Below are 24,156 nucleotides of genomic sequence, written 5' to 3'. Positions count from 1 at the left end.
CGAATTGGATTTTTATTTATTGAATTTTTCCGCAAGAATTTCATGAATGTTATTAATAGAAACCAAAAAAGGATGAAGCTATGATTACTAAAACAATCGATTATCAAGATGGTGATACAAAGCTGGAAGGTTATCTGGCTTACCATGAAAGTGATGCGAAGAAGCCGATAGTACTAGTGGCGCATGACTGGGTAGGACGCAGAGAATTGGCTTGTAAAGGTGCCGAAAAAATTGCGGATATGGGATATGTAGGTTTTGCCTTAGATATGTATGGTAAGGGTATTTTCGGTGTAGATGGTGATGTAGAAAAAAATAGTGCGCTAATGGCTCCGTTTGCACAAGACAGGGTTTTACTTCGACGCAGAATTGGTGCTGCGTTACATACTGCGAGAAAGTTACCGCAAGTCGATGCCAATAAGATCGCTGCGATGGGGTACTGTTTTGGAGGTATGTGCGTATTAGAACTGGCGAGATCTGGAGCTAATGTAGCGGGAATTATCAGCATACACGGTATTTTGACGCCGGGAAAAACAAGTAATGAAAAAATAACCGCTAAAGTGCTTTGCTTGCATGGACATGATGATCCCATGGCACCTCCGGAACAAGTATCAGATTTTCAAACCGAAATGACCGAAGCTTGCGTGGATTGGCAAATGCATATCTATGGTGGAACGGTGCATGCTTTTACCAATCCAAAAGCGAACAATCCAAGTTCGGGAACGATGTACAATGAGGTTGCAGCAAAAAGAGCCTATCAATCAATCGAAAACTTTTTACAAGAAATATTTTAAATGACCTTGCTTGCAATGATCTGATTTTGCTCTGCTAATGATGCTTTTCATTCAATGGAACAGAAAAAGTATAAGTAAATAGCAGTAATAATTGTGGTAACGTTTTTGTATTCGAATAGCGGATTGCAAAATGGGTTTCATAAAAAGTCTTCATTCATTTGATACTATTTTCATGAACTGCGAGTAATAATTATGCTAATTGGCAAAGCGTTGTTAACTGATCCAGTGCACACTAAGTCCACTGCATTTACACGTGCTGAACGTGAGCAATATGGCTTACGTGGACTGCTACCTTATGACGTGGCAAGTATGGATAAGCAAAAAGAACGCGTTCTAGAAAGCATGCGCAGCAAAAGCAGTGATATCGAGAAATATATTTTCTTAAACTCATTGTTGGAACGCAATCAACGACTATTTTACCGTACGCTGATTGATCATATCCAAGAAATTATGCCATTGATCTACACTCCTACGGTCGGTGAGGCATGTAAGCGGTTTGCACATATTTTTAGAAAACCCCAGGGATTTTATATTACCCCTGAGGATCGCGGTAATATTGCGGAGATTCTAAAGAATTGGCCTGAAAAGGATGTGCGCATTGTGGTTGTAACAGATGGTGAGCGAATTCTTGGATTGGGAGACCTTGGTGCGAATGGTATGGGTATATCGATAGGAAAAACTGCACTTTATGTGGCTTGTGCGGGGTTGAATCCAGCGCATTGTCTGCCAGTAATGTTGGATGTGGGTACCAATAACAAGGCGTTACGAGAAGATCCACTCTATTTGGGGTATCCACATTCAAGAATCCATGGGGATGCTTATCGTTCATTAATTGATGAGTTCATTCAAGGAGTGCAAATAAGATTTCCTGGTGCACTAATTCATTTTGAAGATTTTGTAACACCGCATGCCTTTGAATTTCTAGATGGCTATGGATCCAAAGTGTGTTGTTTTAATGATGACATACAAGGAACGGCTGCGGTTACCCTGGCTGGCATCTACGCTTCATCCCGTATTACCGGTAAGAAATTTACCGATTTAAATGTCATGTTTTTGGGTGCTGGTTCTGCTGCATGCGGAGTAGCGGAGCTATTGGTGGCTGCATTTTGTACGGCAGGCTTAAGCGAATCGCAAGCACTCCAGCGTATTTGGATTGTTGATCGAGAAGGATTGTTAACAACTAAGAGTACGAATGTTAAACCACGTATCGTGAAATTTACTCGGGAGTATCCTGAGTACAATTTCGAAGATGCGGTTGATCACATTAAACCAGACGTACTAATCGGTGCCACAGGTGTTGCCGGAACATTTACTGAAGCTATTATTCGGAAAATGACCCATGCTAATCAACATCCGGTTATTATCGCCTTATCCAACCCAACATCTAACACTGAATGTACTGCTGAACAAGCTTATCAATGGAGTGAAGGGAAAGTAATTTTTGCTAGCGGTAGTCCATTTGAGCCGGTGCGTTACGCTGATAAGTGGTTTCGGCCCGCGCAAGGAAATAATGCATATGTTTATCCTGGCGTGGGGCTTGGTATTTACGCTAGTTCAGCGCGATTTGTGGTACAAAAAATGTTTTTGGTGGCGGCTGAGATTCTTGCGCAGTCTGTTACTGATCAAGAATTAAGCGCGGGCGCAATCTATCCTGCAATCACGCGAGTACGTGCAGTATCACATACAATTGCGGTGGCCATTTGCAGAGTTGCCATACAGGAAGGTCTCGCTAAAACTCAATTACCCGAAGATCTGGATAGTTATGTGAAGTCGCTGATGTACGATCCGAGTTATTGAGGTATATAAAATATATGCATAGATTGAGAAAGGAAGCACTTAGTCGAAAATGGTAGGGGATTAGTATCTAAAAAATTAAGAATAAAGAGCGGAAGGGTATTTAAACTGACTCACATAACTCTTTGGTCTATTGTTTAATTTCTAAAGTCAGCTACAGAATTTATTAAAAAGGAGTAGTTAATACTTTGGCTAAGTTGCAATACCACCAAAAAAAAAGTATGATCGTGACCATTTTATTATAGGAATTGAGGTTTATGGCTAATAGTGCTCAAGCTAGGAAGCGTGCTAGGCAAGCAATCAAAAAAAGAATTCATAATGTAAGTTTAAGATCAAAATTGCGTACTGCTATTAAATCTATTAGAAAGACGATCCAATCTGGAGACAAGGCAACAGCACAAGTTGCATTTAATACTTCTATTGGTATAGTCGATTCTATTGCAAGCAAGGGAATTATTCATAAGAATAAAGCCGCACGCTACAAGAGTCGATTATCGATTGCAATTAAGTCAATGGCTTAAATTAAAAAGGGGGAGATGGGAGATGGCTATGAAGTTATGGCTGAGGGCACAGGTGGTAATGTTAGGCTGTATGTTTGTTGGGTTAGTGCAAGCGAACAGCATGCCGAGTGTACCGAACGAGTTATTTGAGGCATTGAAGATAGACCGTGCGAAGGTAACGCCGAAGGAGTTGCATGAGGCGTTAGTGAAGCGTTACAAGGATCCGGAGCAAGGTGCTGGCAGGGGTACGCTAGCGCAATATTGGGAGCCGATACCGTATGGGATTTATTTAGATCCGGCGACATTTTACAAATCACCGACGACGAACAAAGAAGTAGCGAGCCGCAAGGAATGTGTGGAATGTCATGCGGACGAATCGCCGGTATGGGTGCAGGCATGGAAGCGCAGCAGTCATTCGAACTTAGACAAGATTCGGAATTTGAAACCGGAAGACCCGACCTATTACAAGAAAGGCAAGTTAGAAGATGTTGAGAAGAACTTGCGTTCGATGGGGCGACTGGGACAAGACGAGCAGCTGAAGGAAGTTGGTTGTATAGACTGTCACGTGGACATTGGTACGAAGAAAAAAGCGGACCATACCAAAGACATACGTATGCCGACGGCAGACGTGTGTGGTGTTTGTCACTTACAAGAATTTGCTGAGCGTGAATCGGAAAGAGACACGATGATATGGCCGCACGGTCAATGGCCGGATGGACGTCCATCGCATGCGCTGGACTATAAAGCGAACGTAGAGACGACGGTATGGGCTGCGATGCCGCAACGTGAAGTAGCGGAAGGCTGCTCTATGTGTCATACCAATCAAAACAAATGTGATTCTTGCCATACACGCCATGAGTTTTCAGCGGCTGAATCACGCAAACCGGAAGCTTGCGCGACCTGTCATAGTGGTGTAGACCATAACAACTGGGAAGCGTACTCGATGTCTAAGCACGGCAAGATGGTAGCGATGCTGGGAGACAAGTGGAACTGGGAAGTTCAACTGAAAGATGCATTTGCGGTAGGCAAGCAAAATGCGCCGACCTGTGCTTACTGCCACATGGAATATGAAGGTGAGTTCACGCACAATATGGTTAGGAAGATTCGCTGGGCGAACTATCCATTTGTGCCGGGTGTAGCTGAGAACATCAAAAGCGAATGGGCAGAGACTCGTTTAGACTCATGGGTTGTTACCTGTACGCAATGTCACTCAGAACGTTTTGCGCGTTCTTACCTTGAGTTGATGGACAAAGGCACTTTGGAAGGCTTGGCCAAATACCAAGAAGCCAATGATGTTGTGCACAAGCTATACGAAGAAGGCTTGTTGACGGGTCAGAAGACCAACCGTCCGGCACCTCCGCCACCAGAAAAAGAAGGCTATGCATACTTTGCCCAATTATTCTGGTCGAAAGGCAACAGTCCTGCGGCATTGGAACTGAAGGTATTGGAAATGCATGAAAATGATCTGGCTAAGATGCACGTAGGCCTAGCCCACGTGAATCCGGGTGGATGGACTTACACAGAAGGCTGGGGACCGATGAATCGTGCGTATGTTGAAATTCAAGATGCAAACACACGTATCCGCGAGATGATTGCCTTGCAAGAACGTGTTAAAAATCTTGAATCATCAAGCAAACGAAGCCTGTTAGACCTAGACGGCACGACCGAGAAGATTTCTCTGGGTGGTTTGGGAGGCGGTATGTTGCTAGCGGGCACATTGGCCTTAGTAGGCTGGCGTAAACGTAAACAAAGCGAACAAGTTTGATAGACGTGAACGCGACTGACCGCACGGGAAAAGCAGTGCGGTCGGGAGACAAATTTCTCCCGTCACTGGGGATTATTCTAGTGACGGGAGGTTTGCTTTTGCTGGGGTGGTTTTTTTATCTGTGGTTTAAACCGCTGCCAGTTTTTTACAGTTATGAACAGATACCCTTAGACCAAGGCGACAAGAAGCGGATATCGAAAATAGACCTGAGTAACTGGCCGGAACTAAAGCTAGAGCGATATCAAGTTAAGACAATCGATGTAGAAAAGCCGATTGCGGAAATGATAGTTGCTCGAAAGGGTAGCGATGCACCGGTATTACTGGACTGGAAAAACAACACCGCAGAGGTACTCTATAATTTAGAAAAGAAGCCCAGTGAGCTGATGGAGCTAGTGACAGTCATTGGCAAACATGCGGCGCCGGAATCACTGATACTATCCTGGTGGGACACAGCGCGGCAAATCAAACTTCTAACGGGCCGAGACACGCTGTTTACCGACCATTTAAACGAACCGCTGATACTGCCGTTACCGTGGCTTGAGCAAAGTAAGGCCATACAAGCCTACGAAGCGGCATTTTGGGGTAATACGACAGATTCGCAGGAACAAGAAAATTTCAAGCGGTTTAGTGCTGCTTTAGCGCTTCCTGCGCAACAGGGCATTCAGAAACTACGCGAACTGATTGGCCGTGACCGAGAAGCGTATCTGGTTATTCATGTCACCGACTTATACAAGCTGGGTCTCATGTACCCGGATAAAATTGGCGTTGCCTATAAGAACTTCCCATTGACTGGCAACATGCACGGCATGATCAATCACATGAAAGTGCAACTGAAAGAAAACGATTTCCACACCTATACACTCCAATCGTTAGCGGACGATGAAATTCGCGTATTCTTTTTAAGTGATGAAATGAGTAGTGAGACACTGATAGCGAGGCTATTGCCGTTTGTGGACAAAACGGCGCCGACTGAGCAAGACATTGCGCCAGTGGCCTACCAGCAAGGTGGTTATTGGGTTTACAAGATACCGTAAAGCGCTAAAAGGCAATTGAGGTCGCGACAAAATATTTACACAATCTGACGATAGCGTACAATACACGGCGTAGTGGCAAATAGAAAAATAGAATAAGACAGGCACAACAAGGAGGAAAGATGAAGCACACAGTGATATATGGTTTTGTTGTACTAGCGTTGAGCGCATTTTTTACTGGCACAGTACTAGCCGACACATTTGAAGGTCGTACCAAATGTAGTTCATGCCACAAATCGCAAGCCAAGTCATGGAAAGATACGGCGCATGCTAAGGCGATGGAATCGCTGAAGCCGGGCGCGCGCAAGGAAGCCAAAGTGAAAGCCAAGCTTGATCCGGAGAAAGACTATACACAAGATAAAGACTGTGTAGGTTGCCACGTAGATGGGTTTGGCAAGAAAGGTGGATACACCATTGAAGCTGCGAAGAAGCCACTTGCTGCGGTTGGCTGTGAATCCTGCCATGGACCGGGCAAGTCCTATCGTGGAGATCACCGTAAAGGTGGGCAAGCCTTTGAAAGCAAGGGTACCACCATGCAACGTAAGGTATTGGCTGATAAAGGACAAGACTTTCAGTTTGAAGAAGCATGTAGTGCATGCCATCTGAACTATGAAGGTTCACCGTGGAAAGGAGCGAAAGCGCCGTATACACCGTTTACACCGGAAGTTGACAAGAAATACACATTTGATTTTGACAAGATGGTGAAAGACGTGAAGGCGATGCACGAGCACTACAAATTGGACGGGACTTTTGTAGGAGAGCCTAAATTCAAGTTCCACGATGAATTCCAAGCGAATGCTAAGGAAAAGGTTGCGGACAAAAAAGATAAGAAAGGGAAAGAGTAATGACAGGATTACAGAAAGGTGCGATAGGTACGCTCCTGACAGGAGGACTGTTGGGGATAGTACTGGTTGCGGTAGTATTTGGAGGGGAAGCGGCGTTATCGACGGAAGAGTTTTGTACCAGCTGTCATTCGATGACGTACACGCAGAAGGAGTTGAAGGACTCGACGCATTATGGTGCATTGGGGGTAAATCCTGGATGTAAGGATTGTCACATACCGCAAGGATTCAAGAATTTCCACTTAGCGCTCTATACGCATGCGGTAGATGGTGCGAGAGAGTTATACTTGGAGTTGGTTAACGATTACTCGACGCTAGAGAAATTTAACGAACGTCGGTTGATCATGGCGCACGATGCGCGGATGAATCTGAAGAAATGGGACAGTGTGACTTGCCGAGATTGTCATAGGGACCCGAATCCACCTGGAGCGGACGCACAGGAAGCGCATAAGAAGTTGAAGACGGAAGGTGCGACGTGTATAGATTGTCATCAGAATTTGGTGCATGAAGAGGTAGCGAAGACGGACTTGAATGCGAGTTTAGCTGCGGGCAAGATGGTGTTGGCGAAAGAGGAAGAAGGTAGTGAGGGAGAGGAAGAAGAGGACGATGAGGAAGAAGAGTCCGAATCTGAAGAATCATCCGATTCGAGTACTGGTGACGCCGAATCGTCTGACGACGACAGCGATGATGAGGATGATAGTGACAAAGATCAAGAGGAAGACGAAGACGACAACGGCTTCAGTGAGCCTATTAAAAAATAGATAATTGAATTGATCAATGTGGAATTTTTTTAATAAAGCTATTTGAGCTACTTGATTAATTAATAAATATTTTTCAAATTAAATTGATTAAACTATCTTTAATAAAAAACCCGCTATTGCGGGTTTTTTATTAATTTGACATCTAAACAAAATAAGTAATGCTAGATCATTTTCCGAAACCAGATATAAATTATCCACATCAAAATCGAAATTACTTTATTGCGGGTTTCACATTCTTTTGTGTGGGCGTAAGCCTGGTGATTGATGGCAGCGCTAGCTTTGAAATTCAAAATTTATTGGGGGTTATCGCCTGGATTTTTTTAATTGGGTTATTAATTGGAGAGAATCGTGAAGTAAGGATGCAAGTAATCATAGCCGTTGCATTTGCAACTGCTGGTGAGCATTTTGCATCCATTTATATGGAAGGTTATACCTACCGCTTTGGCAATGTTCCTTTGTATGTACCGCCAGGCCATGGTATGGTTTACTTAACAGCTGTTGCGCTTGCACGTTCTAGATTCTTTTTGATGCACGCAAAAAAAATAGCAAGTTTTGTTTTTATAACAGGTGGATTATGGTCTTTATGGGGGATTAGCGGTATACCTGAACAGGGTGATCAAGTAGGTGCATTTTTATTTTGTATTTTTATTCTTTGTATTTTCAAGGGAAGATCACCATTGGTGTATTTGGGTGCTTTTTTTATTTGCACATGGCTGGAAATTGTCGGAACAGCTTCTGGAACCTGGCGATGGGCACCAATTGAGCCAGTTTTTAATTGGACACAAGGAAATCCACCTAGCGGGGTGGCTGCCTGGTATTGCTTGGTTGATGCTGTTGCGATTGGTTTTGCACCTAAAATCTTCCGTGGTTTACAAAAAATGAATAATTGGTATAAAGCAATACTGCATTGAAAGAGCGTTTTATTTTGAGCAAAATATATACCTTCTTTTGTGTTTTAGGGTGCGTTTAATCAATGATTATGGAAAGAGAAAAGGAGTTTTTGTGACAGAAATTCGTTTGCCAGATGGATCCGTACGCTCATTTGAGCAGTCTGTTAGCGTTATGGAGGTTGCAATGGCAATCGGGCCGGGTTTAGCACGAGCAGCAATCGCCGGGAAAGTGAATGGAAAATTGGTTGATGTGGACAGTCTAATTACTGAAGATTCAGATCTTTCCATTATAACTGAGAAAGATCCGGAAGGATTAGAAATCGTTCGTCATTCGTGCGCACATTTGTTGGCTCAGGCGGTAAAAGAATTGTTTCCTGAAGCTCAAGTGACAATTGGTCCTGTTATTGAAGACGGATTTTATTATGATTTTTCATATCAACGCCCTTTTGCGCCTGAAGATCTTAATGCAATTGAACAACGAATGTTTGAGATCAGTAAACGTGATCTTAAGGTACGGAGGAAAATACTGGAGCGCACAGAAGCAATCAATTTTTTTAAAGAACAAGGTGAGCACTATAAAGCTCAAATCATTGAGGCTATACCCAGTGCTGAAGCTTTATCACTTTATTCTCAAGGTGATTTTACAGATCTTTGTCGAGGACCGCATGTGCCCAGTACGGCAAAGTTGAAAGTCTTCAAGTTGATGAAAGTAGCTGGAGCATATTGGCGCGGCGATTCAAAAAATGAAATGCTGCAGCGTATTTATGGTACAGCTTGGACTAGTAAAGAAGATCAGAAAAACTACTTACATCGATTAGAAGAGGCGGATAAGCGCGATCACCGAAAAATTGGTAAGCAATTAAGTTTATTTCATACCCAGGAAGAGGCTCCAGGTATGGTGTTTTGGCATCCAAAAGGCTGGTTATTATGGCAGCAAGTTGAGCAGTATATGCGAGATTTATTAGATAAAAACAATTATCAAGAAGTACGTACCCCGCAAATACTGGATAAAAACCTTTGGGTTGATTCTGGACACTGGGAGAACTTTAGAGAAAACATGTTTACAACTCATTCAGATGAACGAGAATTTGCAATTAAACCAATGAACTGTCCAGGCCATGTGCAAATTTTTAATCAAGGTTTGCGAAGTTATCGTGAATTACCCATTCGATTAGCAGAATTTGGTTCCTGTCATCGCAATGAAGCATCGGGCGCATTGCATGGTATTATGCGTGTCCGAGCTTTTACTCAGGATGATGCGCATATTTTTTGTACCGAAGAACAGATACAAAGTGAAGTTGTTAAATTCATTGATCTACTTAAAATTGTTTATACCGACTTTGGGTTTAATGAGCTGTTGGTAAAACTATCGACTCGTCCCTTGAAACGAGTGGGTTCAGATGAACAATGGGACAAATCAGAAGACGCGCTTAAAGCTGCTTTGGGTGAAGCAAAACTAGAGTGGGAATTGCAGCCTGGGGAAGGAGCGTTTTATGGGCCTAAAATCGAATTTTCATTAAAAGATTCTATCGGTCGGGTATGGCAATGCGGTACGCTACAATTAGATTTTTCAATGCCAAATCGTTTAGGTGCAGAATATGTGGCAGAAGATAACACACGCAAAGTTCCTGTAATGTTGCATAGAGCTATTTTAGGGTCATTGGAAAGATTTATTGGTATTTTGATAGAAAATTACGCAGGTGCTTTCCCCGTGTGGTTGGCGCCTGAACAAGTGGTGGTAATGAATATATCTCGGGGGCAGAGTGAGTATGCGCAATCGGTGCATACTCACTTAAAGCAAAGCGGGATCAGGACCAGTTTGGACTTGAGAAATGAAAAAATAACCTATAAAATCCGCGAGCACAGTTTGCAAAAGCTTCCTTATCAAGTAATTGTCGGTGATGAAGAGATGAATACTGATAAAATATCTGTTCGTAATAGGGGTGGTGTAGATTTAGGTCAAATGACCGTACAGGATTTTGTGAATAAATTAAAGGAAGAGATAGCCACAAAGAAATAATTCTTAATTTGATAGGAGAAATGTCATAGTTCAGGAAAAAGCAGCACGCATTAATCATGAGATAGATGTGCCGGAAGTACGTTTAATTGGTGCAGATGGGGAACAAATTGGAATTGTTAAACTAACTGAAGCAATTGAGCTGGCCGATGAAGCTGGTGTTGATTTAGTAGAAATTGCGCCGACAGCCCAGCCTCCTGTGTGTCGCTTAATGGATTATGGTAAGTTTCGATATCAAGAAAGCAAGAAGAAGCATGATGCGAAACAGAAGCAAAAACAAGTACAAATTAAAGAAATTAAATTCAGACCGAATACTGACGAAGGAGATTATAATATTAAACTGAGGAACGTAACCAGTTTCCTGAATGAAGGCGATAAGGTTAAGGTAACACTACGCTTCCGAGGCCGGGAGATGGCGCATCAGGAATTTGGTATGCGTTTACTAGAAAGAGTAAGAATTGATCTGGAACCCTACGCAATAGTAGAGCAATTTCCTAAGATGGAAGGGCGCCAAATGGTGATGGTATTGTCGCCTAAACGGAAAGATGGGAAATCCGAAAGAACATCGCCACCTAAAGCAACTGTAAGTGACCCTAGCTTGACGACCTAATGGTTAATATAAATTAGTTTTTAAAAAATAGTGATTACTGGGTTTTAAAAATTTTCTAATCTGGAAATACCTAGTTTCATATAAAAGGAGTTCGTATGCCAAAAATGAAAACCAAAAGTGGTGCTGCAAAGCGCTTCAAGTTTCGCCCGGGGGGGAGTATTAAGCGCCCACAGGCTTTTAAGCGCCATATTTTGACTAAAAAAACAACCAAAAACAAACGACAATTGCGGGGTATTGTTGGCGTGCATGCTACCAACGCTGATTCTATTCGCGCCATGATGCCATACGCATAATTAGGAGAATTCATTATGCCAAGAGTTAAACGTGGTGTTACAGCGCATGCGCGCCATAAAAAGATACTAAAGCTTGCCAAAGGATATCGTGGGCGTCGTAAAAACGTCTATCGGATAGCTAAAGAGGCCGTTATGAAGGCAGGTCAATATGCGTATAGAGATCGCCGTCAACGTAAAAGACAATTTCGTACATTATGGATTGCAAGGATCAATGCGGCTGCACGAGAATTCGGTCTATCGTATAGTGTGTTCATGAATGGATTGAAGAAAGCAAGCATCGACATTGATCGTAAAGTATTAGCCGATCTTGCAGTATTCGATAAAAGCGCTTTTGAGAAAATTGTAGCGCAAGCAAAAACCAGTCTTGCTGCTTAATTAAGTATTGGAAGTCATATTAGGAGGTCGGGATAAATACCTTACCTCCTTTTTTATTGTTCAAATTTCTTCTAAATTACTTGTCGATATGAGTAATCTACTGATATGGAAAACCTGGAAGCAATCGTTAGCGAAGCTACGCAGTTATTGAATCGTGTTGAAGACTCCATTGAGTTGGAAAATATCAAAGTACACTACCTTGGTAAGAATGGCGTACTGACAGGACTTCTTAAACAGCTTGGTAAAATTCCGGTTGAACAACGCCCGCTTGTGGGAAGTAAAATAAATCAAGCAAAAAATCAATTAGAAGAAGCACTCAAATATCGTCGTGAGGCTATTTACGCTCAACAATTGGCTATTAAGCTTAATGAAGAAGCTTTGGACGTAACTTTACCCGGTAGAGGAATGCGTAGCGGTGGTCTGCACCCCGTGACTCAAACTTTGCAAAGAATTGAAAAATTATTTCATTCAATCGGGTTCGATGTTGCTTCTGGGCCAGAGATTGAAACAGATTTCTATAATTTTACTGCATTGAATATTCCTGAAAATCATCCTGCGCGTGCAATGCATGACACATTTTATATCGATAATGGTAATTTATTGCGTACACACACTTCACCGGTGCAAATTCACTATATGCAGAATCATCAACCTCCAATGAAAGTTATTGCTCCCGGTCGAGTGTATCGTTGTGACTCGGACGTAACTCATACGCCAATGTTTCATCAAGTCGAAGGGCTATGGATTGATGAAAATGTTAATTTTGCTGCGCTGAAAAGTGTATTAGCTGATTTTATGGCGCATTTCTTCGAGCAAGATAATTTATCGGTAAGATTTAGGCCTTCCTTTTTTCCCTTTACAGAGCCTTCAGCTGAAATGGATATTGCTTGTGTTATGTGTAATGGAAAGGGCTGTCGTATTTGTAGTTACACTGGCTGGTTGGAGGTTCTGGGGTGTGGCATGGTGCATCCAAACGTGCTTAAACATGTTTCAATTGATAGTGAACGATATGTGGGATTCGCTTTTGGTATAGGTGCTGAACGTTTAACCATGCTGCGTTACGGTGTCAGTGATCTGAGGTTATTTTTTGAAAACGATTTACGGTTCTTGAAACAATTTAATTAAGGTTATTTTTGTCTTGGCATTCCAATACAAATAGGTTGGTATGAAATTCTCGGAAAATTGGCTACGCACATTTGTTAATCCATCGTTGTCTAGCGAGCGACTTGCGCATGTATTAACCATGGCGGGTATCGAAGTGGAAAGTGTAGAATCTGTTGCTGCTACTTTTAACAAGGTGGTAGTGGCAGAAGTATGTTCAGTAAAAAGTCATCCCAGTGCAGATCGTTTGAAGGTTTGTCAAGTTAAAGCTAATCAACAGGCTGATTTATTACAGATTGTCTGCGGAGCACCTAATGTTAGCGAAGGAATGAGGGTTCCGTGTGCATTAATAGGGGCTAACCTACCTGGAATACAAATCAAATCAGCAAAATTACGCGGTATTGAGTCTGAAGGTATGTTGTGCTCGGCGAAAGAATTGGGTCTGGCTGAAATAGCCGATGGTTTGCTGGTATTACCGGAAGACGCCCCGGTAGGCAAAGATTTTCGTAGTTATTTTTCGCTTGATGATCGCATTTTTACTCTGAGTTTAACGCCGAACCGTGCGGATTGCTTAAGCGTACTGGGAGTGGCACGTGAAGTAGCTGCGATTACTGCTAGCGAATTAATACCATTAGAATCACCTGCGACCTTAGTTGATATCCAAGATGTCTTGGATGTGCATATCATGGCTCCTGAGGCATGTCCACTATATTGTGGCCGAGTAATCAAAGGAATAGATATTAATGCGAGGATTCCTTTGTGGATGACACAGCGTTTGGAACGAAGTGGTATTCGCTCAATTAACCCAATCGTTGATATTACCAATTATATTTTATTAGAGACAGGTCAGCCGCTGCACTCATTTGACTTGAATAAAATAAATGGATCGATACAGGTGCGCTATGCGAAGTCAGGTGAAAAGATAACATTACTCAACGATAATATCGTTAATCTTACGCCTGATATGCTTATTATTGCAGATGAAAGTAAACCGCTTGCTCTGGCGGGTATTATGGGGGGATTAGATAGTAGTGTAACCGATGGCACCGTGGATATCTTTCTGGAAAGCGCATTTTTTATGCCATCGATCATTAGTGGCAAATCGTTTCAACTAGGCTTTATTTCCGATTCTGCTTATCGCTTTGAGCGTGGTGTCGATTTTGCTGCAACGCACGACTTTATTGATCGCGCATCATATTTGATTCAAACTATTTGTGGAGGACAAGCGGGGCCTATTGTTGAAAAGCGTTATCAGCTTCCTGCCAGATCTCCGATTCAAGTGCGAAGAACTCGCATCCAACGCATACTAGGAATCGAATTAGATGTACAGCAAATCAAGACTTATTTCCAACGATTGAAATTCAAATTCTTGGAGATAGATGGTAGTTTTACTGTAACGCCACCCAGTTATCGGTTTGATTTGACAATCGAAGAAGATTTAATCGAAGAATTGGCGCGTATCTACGGTTATGATCGGATTCCGGCGCATTATCCGCAAGCTCGTATGGCAATGTTGCCGGCAATCGAGAATATTCGCCCTGTCGAGCAGATTAAACAATCATTAGTAAATCGTGATTATCAGGAAGTTATTAATTATGCCTTTGTTGATGCAAACTGGGAGCTGGATTTCGCAGGCAATGACACACCAATCAAGCTAGTAAACCCACTTGCAAGTCAGATGGGCGTAATGCGAAGTACATTGGTTGGTGGACTGATCGCTAATTTGCAATTTAATTTGAACCGCAAACAATCACGAGTCAGGATATTTGAAATTGGACGTTGTTTCATCAGATCCACTGAAATTGATTGTGTACAAATAGAGAAATTAGCGGGGCTGATTTATGGTGATATTGTTCCTGAACAATGGGGTATACCTGCTCGAAGTGCCGATTTCTATGATATTAAAGGTGATATTGAAAATTTGTGCGGTAATTCAGCAATACTTTTCAAGAAAATTTCACATCCTGCTTTGCATCCCGGTAAATCCGCACAAATAATTATTGCGGATAATTCCATCGGCTGGCTAGGGGAATTGCATCCCAAGTGGCAAAAAAAATTCGATTTGCAAAAAAATACTGTGTTGTTCGAAATCAATTTAGAGCATTTGCTTCCTCAAGCAATTCATGTAACCAAGGAGATATCTAAATTTCCCCCTGTACAACGCGATATTGCCATCATTGTAGATAACGATATTAATGTACAGACATTATTGTCCTGTATGAATGAGGAAAAATCTCCTACAGTGATCGATATTGCCTTATTTGATATTTATCGCGGTAAAGGTATGGAAAATAACAAAAAAAGTCTTGCATTCCGTATATTGTTACAAGATACTGAGAAAACATTGACTGACATAGAAGTGGATTCTGAAGTATTAAAATTGATAAAAATACTAGAAAATCGATTCTGTGCAACGTTACGTAATGGATAAATAAGTGTTGTTTCGATCATGGCGGCATTTCGCGTGAATCGGGCTATAAGCACAAAGCTTATAGCAATTATTATCGAAATGGAGTAAAAATATGGCATTAACCAAAGCTGAATTAGCAGATTTATTATTTGAAAACGTGGGCTTGAATAAGCGCGAAGCAAAAGATATGGTGGAATTCTTTTATGAGGAAGTGCGAATTGCGTTGCAGAATAATGATAGTGTAAAACTATCAGGATTCGGTAATTTTCAGTTACGAGAAAAACCCCAACGTCCAGGTAGAAACCCTAAAACGGGAGAAGAGATTCCTATTACAGCACGCCGTGTCGTAACATTTCATGCTAGTCAAAAACTAAAGACTTTGGTTGAAAAAAATTACCATGGAAAACAAAAAACCACATAATGCTTTACTTCCTATTCCGGCCAAGCGGTATTTCACGATTGGAGAAGTTGGTACATTATGTGATGTTAAGCCTCATGTATTGCGATATTGGGAGCAGGAGTTTGCACAACTGAAGCTGGTTAAGCGTCGAGGTAATCGACGCTATTATCAACATCAAGAGGTGCTGTTGATACGTCGAATTCGAGAACTTCTCTACGAACAAGGATTCACTATCAATGGGGCACGTAGTCGATTGATTAATGCCGACACAAAATCAAAGAATTTATCCTCGATACCACCAGCATCTAAAGTCAATAACCCTTCGATGTCCACAGTAGATTTAAACTATATTCGACATCAGGTTAGAAGCATCATGTCTATTCTTTCTTCATAGTACTTTCAACTGGCAATAAATTCTTTAAAGTAAGTTTTTTATAAAGTAAGTTTTCTAGTTTGCTATAATTTTCTGTTCGGGGCGTAGCGCAGCCTGGTAGCGTACTTGCATGGGGTGCAAGTGGTCGGAGGTTCAAATCCTCTCGCCCCGACCATTCAATCAATAAGTGAGAAGCTATATCAACTTTATCTTGAATATTTTTGCACCGCAATTTTTCTTCGATTTCGGTTCAAGTAGTTACTAATCGATAATTCTGTACTACTCATGTGATCAAAAATTAAAGCTACCTTTCTCATGAATTCATCGTTAAATTCTGTACTACTCATGTGGTCAAAAATAGTAGCTTTAGGTCCGATTCCTTTCTCCTCGCAATGCCTTGCTTATTCAATTCTCCTAACGTATCGTTACAGGCCATACCAGCAAGTTTTTTTGTGTCGATAATTTTCTTTCCACTCATGCTATAAACTCCTTGTATGTAATGTTCATAATTACTAACTCTTTTTATACTGTTCAGGTTTAACAAATATTTAACTATATTGAGCCAATAGCGTCACGCATACCCTTTAGAATCTGATAGTCGTCATCATGTATCCATAATTGGTGTCAGCCGAACCTGGGCTTTGTGCCACTTTATCGAAGTAATCACCTTTGAATATATGACTGTAACCGACATCAAAACTTACGCGTTTCAAATAACTCCATTGCGGATCCCAACCAACACTGACATCAAGCATGTTACCCAGAAAAGTTCCTGCTCTACCGGTTGTATCTTGCAGACCGCTACCGACATAAGCGCCATGTTTATCAGCCAGCCAATAGGCGCGATGCGACATTGTAAGTTTGACCGTTGGCGTTGGTATCAGCGTTGCACGAAAACCTACGGGTGACATAAGATTGGAAGGGAAGAATGGTCCAAACATTCCGGTTGGCCCATATTCCACTCGTCGCTTTGCATACAAAATATCAAAATTCTTGTCAGGGTCACGGTCTCCGGAAGCATAATCGAACAAATAAATCAGGCGGAAAGGCATAGCTGTTTTGAAGGAATAACCCACCTCGCCATGATGACGATGCGCAAAAAGGTGTTTGTCACGAGTATCGCCAAACTGATACATGGATTCGATTTCATAATCTAGTTTACCGGTAACGGGTTTGGCAAACAATCGGAAACCTGTCGTTGATAAATTACGCTGCCTCATTTTATTACCTTCATTTAACTGGAAAAAATAAGCATCTACATTAGCCCAGGATATATCGCGGTTGGTAATTTGCGCACCTGAAAAGTATGTTGCCGGAGTATTCCAATCGAGATGCGTCGGCTCACGATTAACCGGGCGCGTACCGAATACACGCAATCCCCATTTCTCTCGTTCATTGCCGACCGTGAATACCATGCCGTCGAAGGTAGGCGATAAAGTACCCCACCGATGTCCACCAATCAAACGCGCTTCACCATAATCCATAACAAAACGCCCAACCTCGAACTTGGCGGCATACCCTGTTCCCAGAAAGTTTTGAGAATTCAAACCAACGTGAAGTTGGGTAAAATCAAAGTGGTTGGCGAAAACATTTGAATGAGCTTGACCATAATTAGCGAGTGGTGCGCGGATATCTGTGAGTTCTAACGTAAACTTCAGGGGATCCGTAGCCTTAAAGACTTCAAATAAAAACCTTGTGCGCTGATGAACCATGTCGTTAAAGCCGGGAATATTTCGAGTAAAACCATTGTCATATAAGGAATATCGTGTCCGATGCTCAATGGCTACATTGAGCCAATCAGGCATAAGTGCCGCTAGCGGAGTTTTATGTTCTTCCATCAAATGTGGTAGGTTATCGAAATCAAACACTGTACGCCCGGGTGATTCTGTTGTGCTGAATGATCTTGCGCTCCCGGTTGTAGGGTTTTGCGCAATAACTGGTACTTGATCGAGTTTTTTTACATCCGCATTAGCAACTTGTGTTCGATTAGGTTTCTTCTTTTTCGTATCCTCTATTGCAGCTGCGAGTGAATCGTTGCTCGATAAAAATCCCATCAGCAATAAGGCAATTCCGTAAGTGAGGCTACTTCTAGGGGGGGACATATAGATCTTCTCCTTTATAATTATGTTATGCCAAATCACAAATCCAATATTGTCGGTTAATGTTTTTGAATATACTTCGAAATATAAGGTGGAAAAATTCGGGTGACTACCTAAGGTGAAACACTTAGGAAACTTTGCGAAACGCTATTTATTGGAACTTAATGCTAATAAAAACAATATATTGAGTGGTCTCCAAAGGATCTTCGTAAAAATTATGCTTAGTAAAAAAACGCTTAGATACTGCCGTGTTAAAAACATCACTGAGTTTGATGAGTGTTATTAGAGTTACTTAGCAAAGAAAATGCATTGAGAAAATTTGATCAAACCAAATTGGAGTCGAATGAGGAATGAGGAAAATCAAAACTAAATGGTTCTTCGGTGCGTAGTGCTTCTGGCCGTTGAAATACTGTTACGACATTTTCCGATCATCGAATGATCTATTCGTCACCACTGAAGTTGAGTGTATGCTTCAAACACAGCAAGGAAACCAACTAGGCGGATCGGCAAATACAAAGAAGCCGACCCGCAACAACCGCATAGTGCTGTGTCGAAAACACTAAAGGAGAATCTTGTCATTGATGCCCACTTCCTTTACTACTTTCTGATGATCTTTATTCAAAAGCAAGTACAAGCCATTCTTCAATGCCAACGTCAGACCACGGTAGTTGGTTTATCAAGTAATAGTACCGCCAAGCCAAGAAGTGACTGATTCTCCATATTTCGATGAGGATAATATGAATTCTCAGAGAGTTGCGCGACTCTAAACTCCCCAGAGAGGAGTTTGAGCATTTTGCATGAGAGACATACAGAGGCCTTTGCAAAACCTCATTTCTTGAAACTTAATATCAATAAAAACAGTAACCTGAAGATGTATCAAAAGGTTTTTGCAAAGGTCTCCAACAATTTATTTTAATCTTCATTAATAAGATGCTTTTGGTCCTAGAACCCAATGGCAATCAGTTAGCACACACATCCCTCCAAAGTTCTTTAGCTCGGGTTGCAATTTCAGAACAATCTTATCGGCTTGGGCTTCTTCGCATGTTAATACTAAAAAAGCGTTCGATTGCTCCAAAGCAAAAGCATCTGGATCTCGCTCACCGGTTGAGCCTAATCCTCCAACACCTTTTATAACAGTGTATCCGCGAACATCAACATTTCGCAGCAATTCCAACATTTCCTCAAGAGAATCCTCGTTAATGACGATCTCAATGCGTTTCATTTTTTTTAAAATTTCAGATCCTAGTGGCATAATTATCTCCAAAAGAAAGTTTATGTATATATTCCTGTTTTTCAGACTTCGAAAACTATTAGAGTCATTCAATTCTTATAGATTGCATTTTTTAGACACATCCGGCAGTTGATAGATTATTGTTACAATCAACTGCCAAATGTTAGAAACAAACCTTACCAAGGATAATAACTTTCATGCAGATATTGGGCTGCTGCATAATAAGTAGGGATACCAACTACTACATTAAATGGAAAGGTTACTCCAAGCGATAAAGTCAGATAGAACGATGGATTAGCTTCAGGAACCGCAAGTCGCATTGCCGGAGGGACCGCAATGTAGGAACAACTGGCTGCCAATACCGTCACCAATGTAATGCCCCCCACTGAATAACCTAAGACGAAATGTCCAACGACTAATCCGCATGCCGCGCCAATCAATGGCATAGCAATCCCAAAACTAACAAGGAAGACGCCTACTGATTTGAATTCCGATAGCCTTTTACCTGCTTCCATTCCCATGTCACAGAGAAAGATGCATAGCGCACCCATAAAAATAAGCTCAAAGAACGGTTCAATCTTGTGGTAGCTGGCTTCGGAAACCGCTGCACCAATTGCCATGGAACCGAACAGCAGCAAAATACTACCGTTTGTAAAAGCATCGATTAACAAATGCTTCATCATTCCTTTTTTAGCTGCTGTGGATGTCTCACTCGATGCGCCCATGATCCTTCGAGAGTAACCGGCGAGTACTAAGCCAATCATGATCGCTGGTGACTCCATAATAGCCAACATAATTACAGGGTAGGGTTCATAAGTCACACCAATCCCTCCCAAGAATGCGACTGCGGTCATGTAGGTTCCTGCGCTTACTGAACCATAGTGTGCAGAAATGGCTGCGGAATTTAAAGGATCAATTTTTCCGAGCCAACGTAAGATTATATAAGCAATGATGGGTAAGCCTACACCAAATCCTAGTGCTGCCCATACTGCAGGAATAGCGTCTGCCAGATGAGATGCGGCAAGCTCTTTGCCGCCATGAAGCCCGATACCGATCAACAAGTAAATCACAATCATCTTGTGCATATCAGGTGGGAATTTCAAATCAGACTTGATTATGCAAGCGAACATTCCCAGAGCGAAAAATAATATTGCTGGTACGAGAAGGCTGGAGAGTGACATTTTTATATTTTCCTCATTATTGTATTAATTGAATGAAAGTAATCAATTTACATTTCCCTTCGAAATGCGGTGTTTAGATTGATTCGTATGTTAAAAAAATACAGCTATCATTGGGTTAACTACCTTCTGCTGTAGCACGGTTTCTCAATGAATTTTTACATTTGTAAATAAACTCGATTTGAGATTTATAGGTTCGTATTCCGACTCTACCTGTTCATTTTCGAGGTGTTTTTAAATTTTTGATCCCTTACGGTTAAAGTGAGCTTCGAATAAAGTAAATTTCCACTAAATGTCGTCATATCCATTCGTACAAGGATAGTACCTAAGAAAAATAGCTAGCAATATTCGTATAAATACCTATGGTAAAACCCTAATACATTGGAAGATTCATAGAAATGTACGTTTTTTTGGCGTAAGCTTTAAAAAATGCTGAATGTTATTTAGTGAGAATTAAATGTGATTCATGAACTCAAACAATTAAGCTTTGAAACATTCTTTGATGCAGCAGTGGATGCGCTGCTGCTAATTGATGATTCAAGTCAAATTGTGCAGGTGAATCCGATGGCACAAGCGATATTTGGTTATAGCAAGGATGAGCTTGAAGGGAAAAACATCGAATTTTTGATAGTTCCAAGGTATCGCAAGCAGTATCACCACTATCGAGAGCTATTTTTAAACACCCCGCTCAAACATCCAATCAGCGCCGGTAATGGATTCGCTGTACAAGATCGTAATCGTAAAGAAATATTACTGGATACCGGTTTTAGCCCTATTAAACTAAAACAAAAGTTGTATGTTCTTATTACATTCAGCGTGGCATCTCGTCGAATAGAGGCTGAAGAAGCGCTTCGTGCCAGTGAAGAACGATTACGCCTAGCAAAGCAGGCAGCAGGGTTGGGTATTTTTGATTACGATTTCAAACACAATATCGTTTATTGGGACGAGCAAATGAGCATGTTATGGGGCAAGCGTGCGAGCAAAACCGTAAGTTATGACGAATTTATCGCTAGAATTCATCCGGAAGATCGTGTTTCTAGGCAGTCTGCCATTAATCGTGCAATGGATCCGAACAGCAGTGGTGAATTCGAAGTGGAATATCGTGTCGTCAATTCTGTTAATGGGATTACACGCTGGATAGCTGCACGAGGGCGAGTTTATTTTGAAAATAATCAACCCTACCGACTCATTGGCGTTACACGAGATATAACCGATCAAAAAAATCTACAGAAAAGATTGCAAGTGCAACGTAACGAAACAGAAAACATCTTTAAACAACAAGTGGCCTCACTGACGGCTTCCGCAATTGCTCATGAGCTCAATCAACCACTCGCGGCCATTTCCGCTTATAGCGAAGTGGCGCTGCATGAGCTGCATAACAAAGTTCCTAATTCAAATGATTTAAAGCGAGCGCTGGATGGCTGTGTTAGTCAAGCGCAGCGTGCTGGTAGAAGCTTGCATGAACTCATGGCTTTTCTACAAAAAGGAAAACTGATTACCGAACGGTCGAATCTCAATGAGCTTATCAATGACGCATTAAGTATTGTCAATTTTGATAATTATGGCGAATTTGATCCGGTACTGAATCTGCAACCAGATCTTCCAGATGTTCAATGTAACCGTAATCAAGTACAGAAAGTTCTGGTTAATCTGTTCAGAAATGCTATTGAAGCCATGCATGCTATTGAATCACCAACACTAACAATTACAACCGCCATGCATATTACGATGGATACGCGAATGGCGCTAGTAACCGTGCAAGACAATGGATCGGGGTTTGATACTTTAATTGCGGAACGAATTTTTGAACCATTTTTTACCACAAAACCAACAGGTATCGGCATGGGGCTTCCCATTAGCCGGGCTTTAATTGAAATCAATGGAGGACAGCTTTGGGTGAATTGCAATACTCAAGCTGGAACTAAATTCCATTTCACGCTACCTTTTACATTATGAATACGTATAATAAACCAAGTGTTTTTATTATAGATGACGATATAGCCGTGCGGGATTCCCTTGCTATGATGATTGAACAGGCAGGTATGAGCGTTCAGTCATTCGCTAGCGCAAGAGCATTTCTAAGTGTTTACCACGCAAGTTTTTTGGGCTGTATCATTGTGGATATACAAATGCCGTTGATGGATGGATTGCAGTTTCAGGAAGAATTATCGCGGCGAAAAATTGTATTACCCATTATTTTTCTGACAGGGCATGGCGATATCCCGATGAGTGTGAGAGCCATGAAAGCTGGCGCACTAGATTTTTTGACAAAACCTGTAATACGAGAAAAATTACTTAGCAGCATAAACATTGCTTTTTCAGAAGCGGAAAAAAGAGTCAGTGCCCTGGTACGTAACGAGGAAATGACGTCGCGCTTGGCGAAGCTAACCAAACGCGAACGTGAAGTCATGGTTTTAGCGATACAAGGGCTTTCAAATAAAGAAACTGCTTCGTGTCTGGGAATCAGTCATCGCACCGTGGAAATTTATAAATCGCATATTATGTATAAAACCGGTGCGCAAAATTTTCTCGATCTTGCTCGTATTATTCGAGAAAGTGATTTGGATTAATTGCATTCCATCTGCGCCATATTTGTCAACAAATTGGGAGATAGGTTTACTGAAGAGGTTCTCTTATTCTTGGAGTTGGGAGGGAAAGATTTACTGAAAAGGTTGGTTTGATATATTCATCTGAATTTAAATCAGAAGGAGGAGGTCCATTGGGTGGTTCTATCGCAAATTTTAGCGTGTGGTGTTAGTCTTGGTATTTTCCTTGTCACCGCCATCCATCATGCTCACTTTCAAAGGTTGCCACTACCCAGAAGCTGTCGTTCTCTATGCCGTTTACTTTTATGTCCGCTACAGCGTGTCGTACCGGGACCTAGAGGAGATCATGGCTGAACGCGGTGTCACTCTTGATCACACCACACTTAACCGCTGGGTCATCAAGTATTCCAGGGCGCTTGCCCAGGCAGCGAAGAAAAGGAAGCGCCCCGGTAACCCGTCATGCTGGACTGATGAGACCTATATCGAGGTCAAGAGGCAATGGATTTACCTGTACCGTGCCGTCGACAAGTACGGCGATACCTTGGATTTCATGCTATCCGAACGCCGCGACGAAGAAGCAGTCACCCATTTCTTTCTACACACGGTAGGCTCAAACGGCCTGCCAGAAAAGGTCGTTATCGACAAAAGTGGAGCGAATTATGCCGGTTTGTTGAACCTCAACCTTCTTCTTTTGTGGCTTGGCTGGCACCACCTGGTTGAGATCCGCCAAATCAAATACCTGAACAACATCGTCGAACAAGACCATAGATTTATCAAAAGAATTACTCGGCCTATGCTGGGTTTCAAGGCATTCCATTCTGCCGAGGCGACCCTGGCTGGCATTGAAACCGCACACATGATCCGTAAGGGGCAGCTGAACCTACAAGGGTTGCCCGGATTTCAGCAGTTTGCTAGCCTTGCAGGATAACTTTGCCTGAAGGATGTGCTCGCTGCACCTCGTTTAAATATTTGCGACAGAATCCTGTAATGTATTATCTTACAAAATTATTACTTCTTAAGCATGTTAGGTGTGCTATTGTTGAAAGCAAGCAGCAATACCTTGAAATTCAAGGCCATCTATAAAGCGACCGGCAGTAGCAATCGGTACTGTCCTGAGTAGAACGCCAGCAGTAGTGTAATGATAGAGTT

General features: G+C 41.9%; 23 protein-coding genes and 1 tRNA gene. 20 read left to right on the top strand and 4 right to left on the bottom strand.

All coding sequences use genetic code 11. From position 1 onward, the window contains the following. The first annotated feature begins 80 nt into the window (after positions 1-80). The 17 genes from W03_RS07085 to W03_RS07005 all read left to right on the top strand — a co-directional run bounded on the left by W03_RS07085 (position 81) and on the right by W03_RS07005 (position 16,128). Positions 81-791 carry a dienelactone hydrolase family protein gene (locus W03_RS07085; RefSeq protein ID WP_244072305.1) on the top strand — a complete coding sequence of 237 codons (711 nt, stop codon included), beginning with the start codon at positions 81-83 and terminating at the stop codon, positions 789-791. A gap of 192 nt (positions 792-983) precedes the next feature. After that, positions 984-2,588 carry an NAD-dependent malic enzyme gene (locus tag W03_RS07080; RefSeq protein WP_244072304.1) on the top strand — a complete coding sequence of 535 codons (1,605 nt, stop codon included), beginning with the start codon at positions 984-986 and terminating at the stop codon, positions 2,586-2,588. A gap of 254 nt (positions 2,589-2,842) precedes the next feature. After that, complete coding sequence (gene rpsT, locus W03_RS07075) at positions 2,843-3,106, top strand: 30S ribosomal protein S20 (RefSeq protein WP_244072303.1); 264 nt, start codon at positions 2,843-2,845, stop codon at positions 3,104-3,106. A gap of 22 nt (positions 3,107-3,128) precedes the next feature. Next, on the top strand, positions 3,129-4,850 hold the full coding sequence (locus W03_RS07070) for a multiheme c-type cytochrome (RefSeq protein ID WP_309296089.1): 1,722 nt from the start codon (positions 3,129-3,131) through the stop codon (positions 4,848-4,850). A gap of 5 nt (positions 4,851-4,855) precedes the next feature. Further along, positions 4,856-5,884, top strand: a complete 1,029-nt coding sequence (gene haoB / locus W03_RS07065; RefSeq protein ID WP_244072301.1) for a hydroxylamine oxidation protein HaoB — start codon at positions 4,856-4,858, stop codon at positions 5,882-5,884. Positions 5,885-6,003: 119 nt separating this feature from the next. Further along, positions 6,004-6,726: a cytochrome c-550 CycA gene (cycA, locus tag W03_RS07060; protein ID WP_244072300.1), complete on the top strand. Its 723-nt coding sequence runs from the start codon at positions 6,004-6,006 to the stop codon at positions 6,724-6,726. Further along, positions 6,726-7,484, top strand: coding sequence for a NapC/NirT family cytochrome c (locus W03_RS07055; protein ID WP_244072299.1), 759 nt, complete (start codon positions 6,726-6,728; stop codon positions 7,482-7,484). The genes cycA and W03_RS07055 overlap by 1 nt, the downstream gene beginning before the upstream one ends. A gap of 158 nt (positions 7,485-7,642) precedes the next feature. Then, on the top strand, positions 7,643-8,395 hold the full coding sequence (locus W03_RS07050; protein WP_244072298.1) for a hypothetical protein: 753 nt from the start codon (positions 7,643-7,645) through the stop codon (positions 8,393-8,395). Positions 8,396-8,486: 91 nt separating this feature from the next. Next, on the top strand, positions 8,487-10,394 hold the full coding sequence (gene thrS / locus W03_RS07045; RefSeq protein ID WP_244072297.1) for a threonine--tRNA ligase: 1,908 nt from the start codon (positions 8,487-8,489) through the stop codon (positions 10,392-10,394). 25 nt (positions 10,395-10,419) lie between these two features. Continuing rightward, complete coding sequence (gene infC / locus W03_RS07040) at positions 10,420-11,001, top strand: translation initiation factor IF-3 (RefSeq protein ID WP_279600087.1); 582 nt, start codon at positions 10,420-10,422, stop codon at positions 10,999-11,001. A 95-nt stretch (positions 11,002-11,096) separates the two neighbouring features. Continuing rightward, complete coding sequence (rpmI, locus tag W03_RS07035) at positions 11,097-11,294, top strand: 50S ribosomal protein L35 (protein ID WP_244072295.1); 198 nt, start codon at positions 11,097-11,099, stop codon at positions 11,292-11,294. A gap of 15 nt (positions 11,295-11,309) precedes the next feature. Continuing rightward, entirely contained in the window at positions 11,310-11,669 is a 360-nt protein-coding gene (gene rplT, locus W03_RS07030; protein WP_244072294.1) for a 50S ribosomal protein L20, read from the top strand. A 105-nt stretch (positions 11,670-11,774) separates the two neighbouring features. Continuing rightward, the gene (gene pheS / locus W03_RS07025; RefSeq protein WP_244072293.1) at positions 11,775-12,794 is read left to right on the top strand and encodes a phenylalanine--tRNA ligase subunit alpha; all 1,020 of its coding nucleotides are present in this window, start codon (positions 11,775-11,777) and stop codon (positions 12,792-12,794) included. A gap of 40 nt (positions 12,795-12,834) precedes the next feature. After that, positions 12,835-15,201, top strand: coding sequence for a phenylalanine--tRNA ligase subunit beta (gene pheT / locus W03_RS07020; RefSeq protein ID WP_244072292.1), 2,367 nt, complete (start codon positions 12,835-12,837; stop codon positions 15,199-15,201). 91 nt (positions 15,202-15,292) lie between these two features. Beyond that, entirely contained in the window at positions 15,293-15,601 is a 309-nt protein-coding gene (locus W03_RS07015) for an integration host factor subunit alpha (RefSeq protein WP_244072291.1), read from the top strand. After that, complete coding sequence (locus W03_RS07010) at positions 15,579-15,974, top strand: MerR family transcriptional regulator (RefSeq protein WP_244072290.1); 396 nt, start codon at positions 15,579-15,581, stop codon at positions 15,972-15,974. The genes W03_RS07015 and W03_RS07010 overlap by 23 nt, the downstream gene beginning before the upstream one ends. A 77-nt stretch (positions 15,975-16,051) precedes the next feature. Further along, positions 16,052-16,128, top strand: a tRNA-Pro gene (locus W03_RS07005). A gap of 168 nt (positions 16,129-16,296) precedes the next feature. On the opposite strand, the gene W03_RS13380 is transcribed toward W03_RS07005, so the two are convergent. The 4 genes from W03_RS13380 to W03_RS06990 all read right to left on the bottom strand — a co-directional run bounded on the left by W03_RS13380 (position 16,297) and on the right by W03_RS06990 (position 20,464). Next, entirely contained in the window at positions 16,297-16,431 is a 135-nt protein-coding gene (locus W03_RS13380; protein ID WP_279600019.1) for a hypothetical protein, read from the bottom strand. A 106-nt stretch (positions 16,432-16,537) separates the two neighbouring features. Continuing rightward, a complete protein-coding gene (locus W03_RS07000) occupies positions 16,538-18,055 on the bottom strand; it encodes an alginate export family protein (RefSeq protein ID WP_244072289.1) in 1,518 nt (505 codons plus the stop codon). A gap of 919 nt (positions 18,056-18,974) precedes the next feature. Continuing rightward, positions 18,975-19,304, bottom strand: coding sequence for a P-II family nitrogen regulator (locus tag W03_RS06995; protein ID WP_244072288.1), 330 nt, complete (start codon positions 19,302-19,304; stop codon positions 18,975-18,977). Between the two features lie 155 nt (positions 19,305-19,459). Beyond that, positions 19,460-20,464, bottom strand: a complete 1,005-nt coding sequence (locus W03_RS06990) for a sodium-dependent bicarbonate transport family permease (RefSeq protein ID WP_279600018.1) — start codon at positions 20,462-20,464, stop codon at positions 19,460-19,462. A gap of 456 nt (positions 20,465-20,920) precedes the next feature. Here W03_RS06990 and W03_RS06985 point away from each other — a divergent pair, with 456 nt between their 5' ends. From W03_RS06985 to W03_RS06975, 3 genes are all read left to right on the top strand, one after another. Continuing rightward, entirely contained in the window at positions 20,921-22,417 is a 1,497-nt protein-coding gene (locus W03_RS06985; RefSeq protein ID WP_244072287.1) for a PAS domain S-box protein, read from the top strand. After that, a complete protein-coding gene (locus W03_RS06980) occupies positions 22,414-23,031 on the top strand; it encodes a response regulator transcription factor (RefSeq protein ID WP_244072286.1) in 618 nt (205 codons plus the stop codon). The genes W03_RS06985 and W03_RS06980 overlap by 4 nt, the downstream gene beginning before the upstream one ends. A 220-nt stretch (positions 23,032-23,251) precedes the next feature. Continuing rightward, a complete protein-coding gene (locus W03_RS06975) occupies positions 23,252-23,935 on the top strand; it encodes an IS6 family transposase (RefSeq protein WP_244072285.1) in 684 nt (227 codons plus the stop codon). The last annotated feature ends 221 nt before the right edge of the window (positions 23,936-24,156 follow it).

It is taken from the genome of Nitrosomonas sp. PY1 (assembly GCF_022836435.1).
GTDB lineage: Bacteria > Pseudomonadota > Gammaproteobacteria > Burkholderiales > Nitrosomonadaceae > Nitrosomonas.
This window is presented reverse-complemented; position numbering and strand designations above follow the sequence as displayed.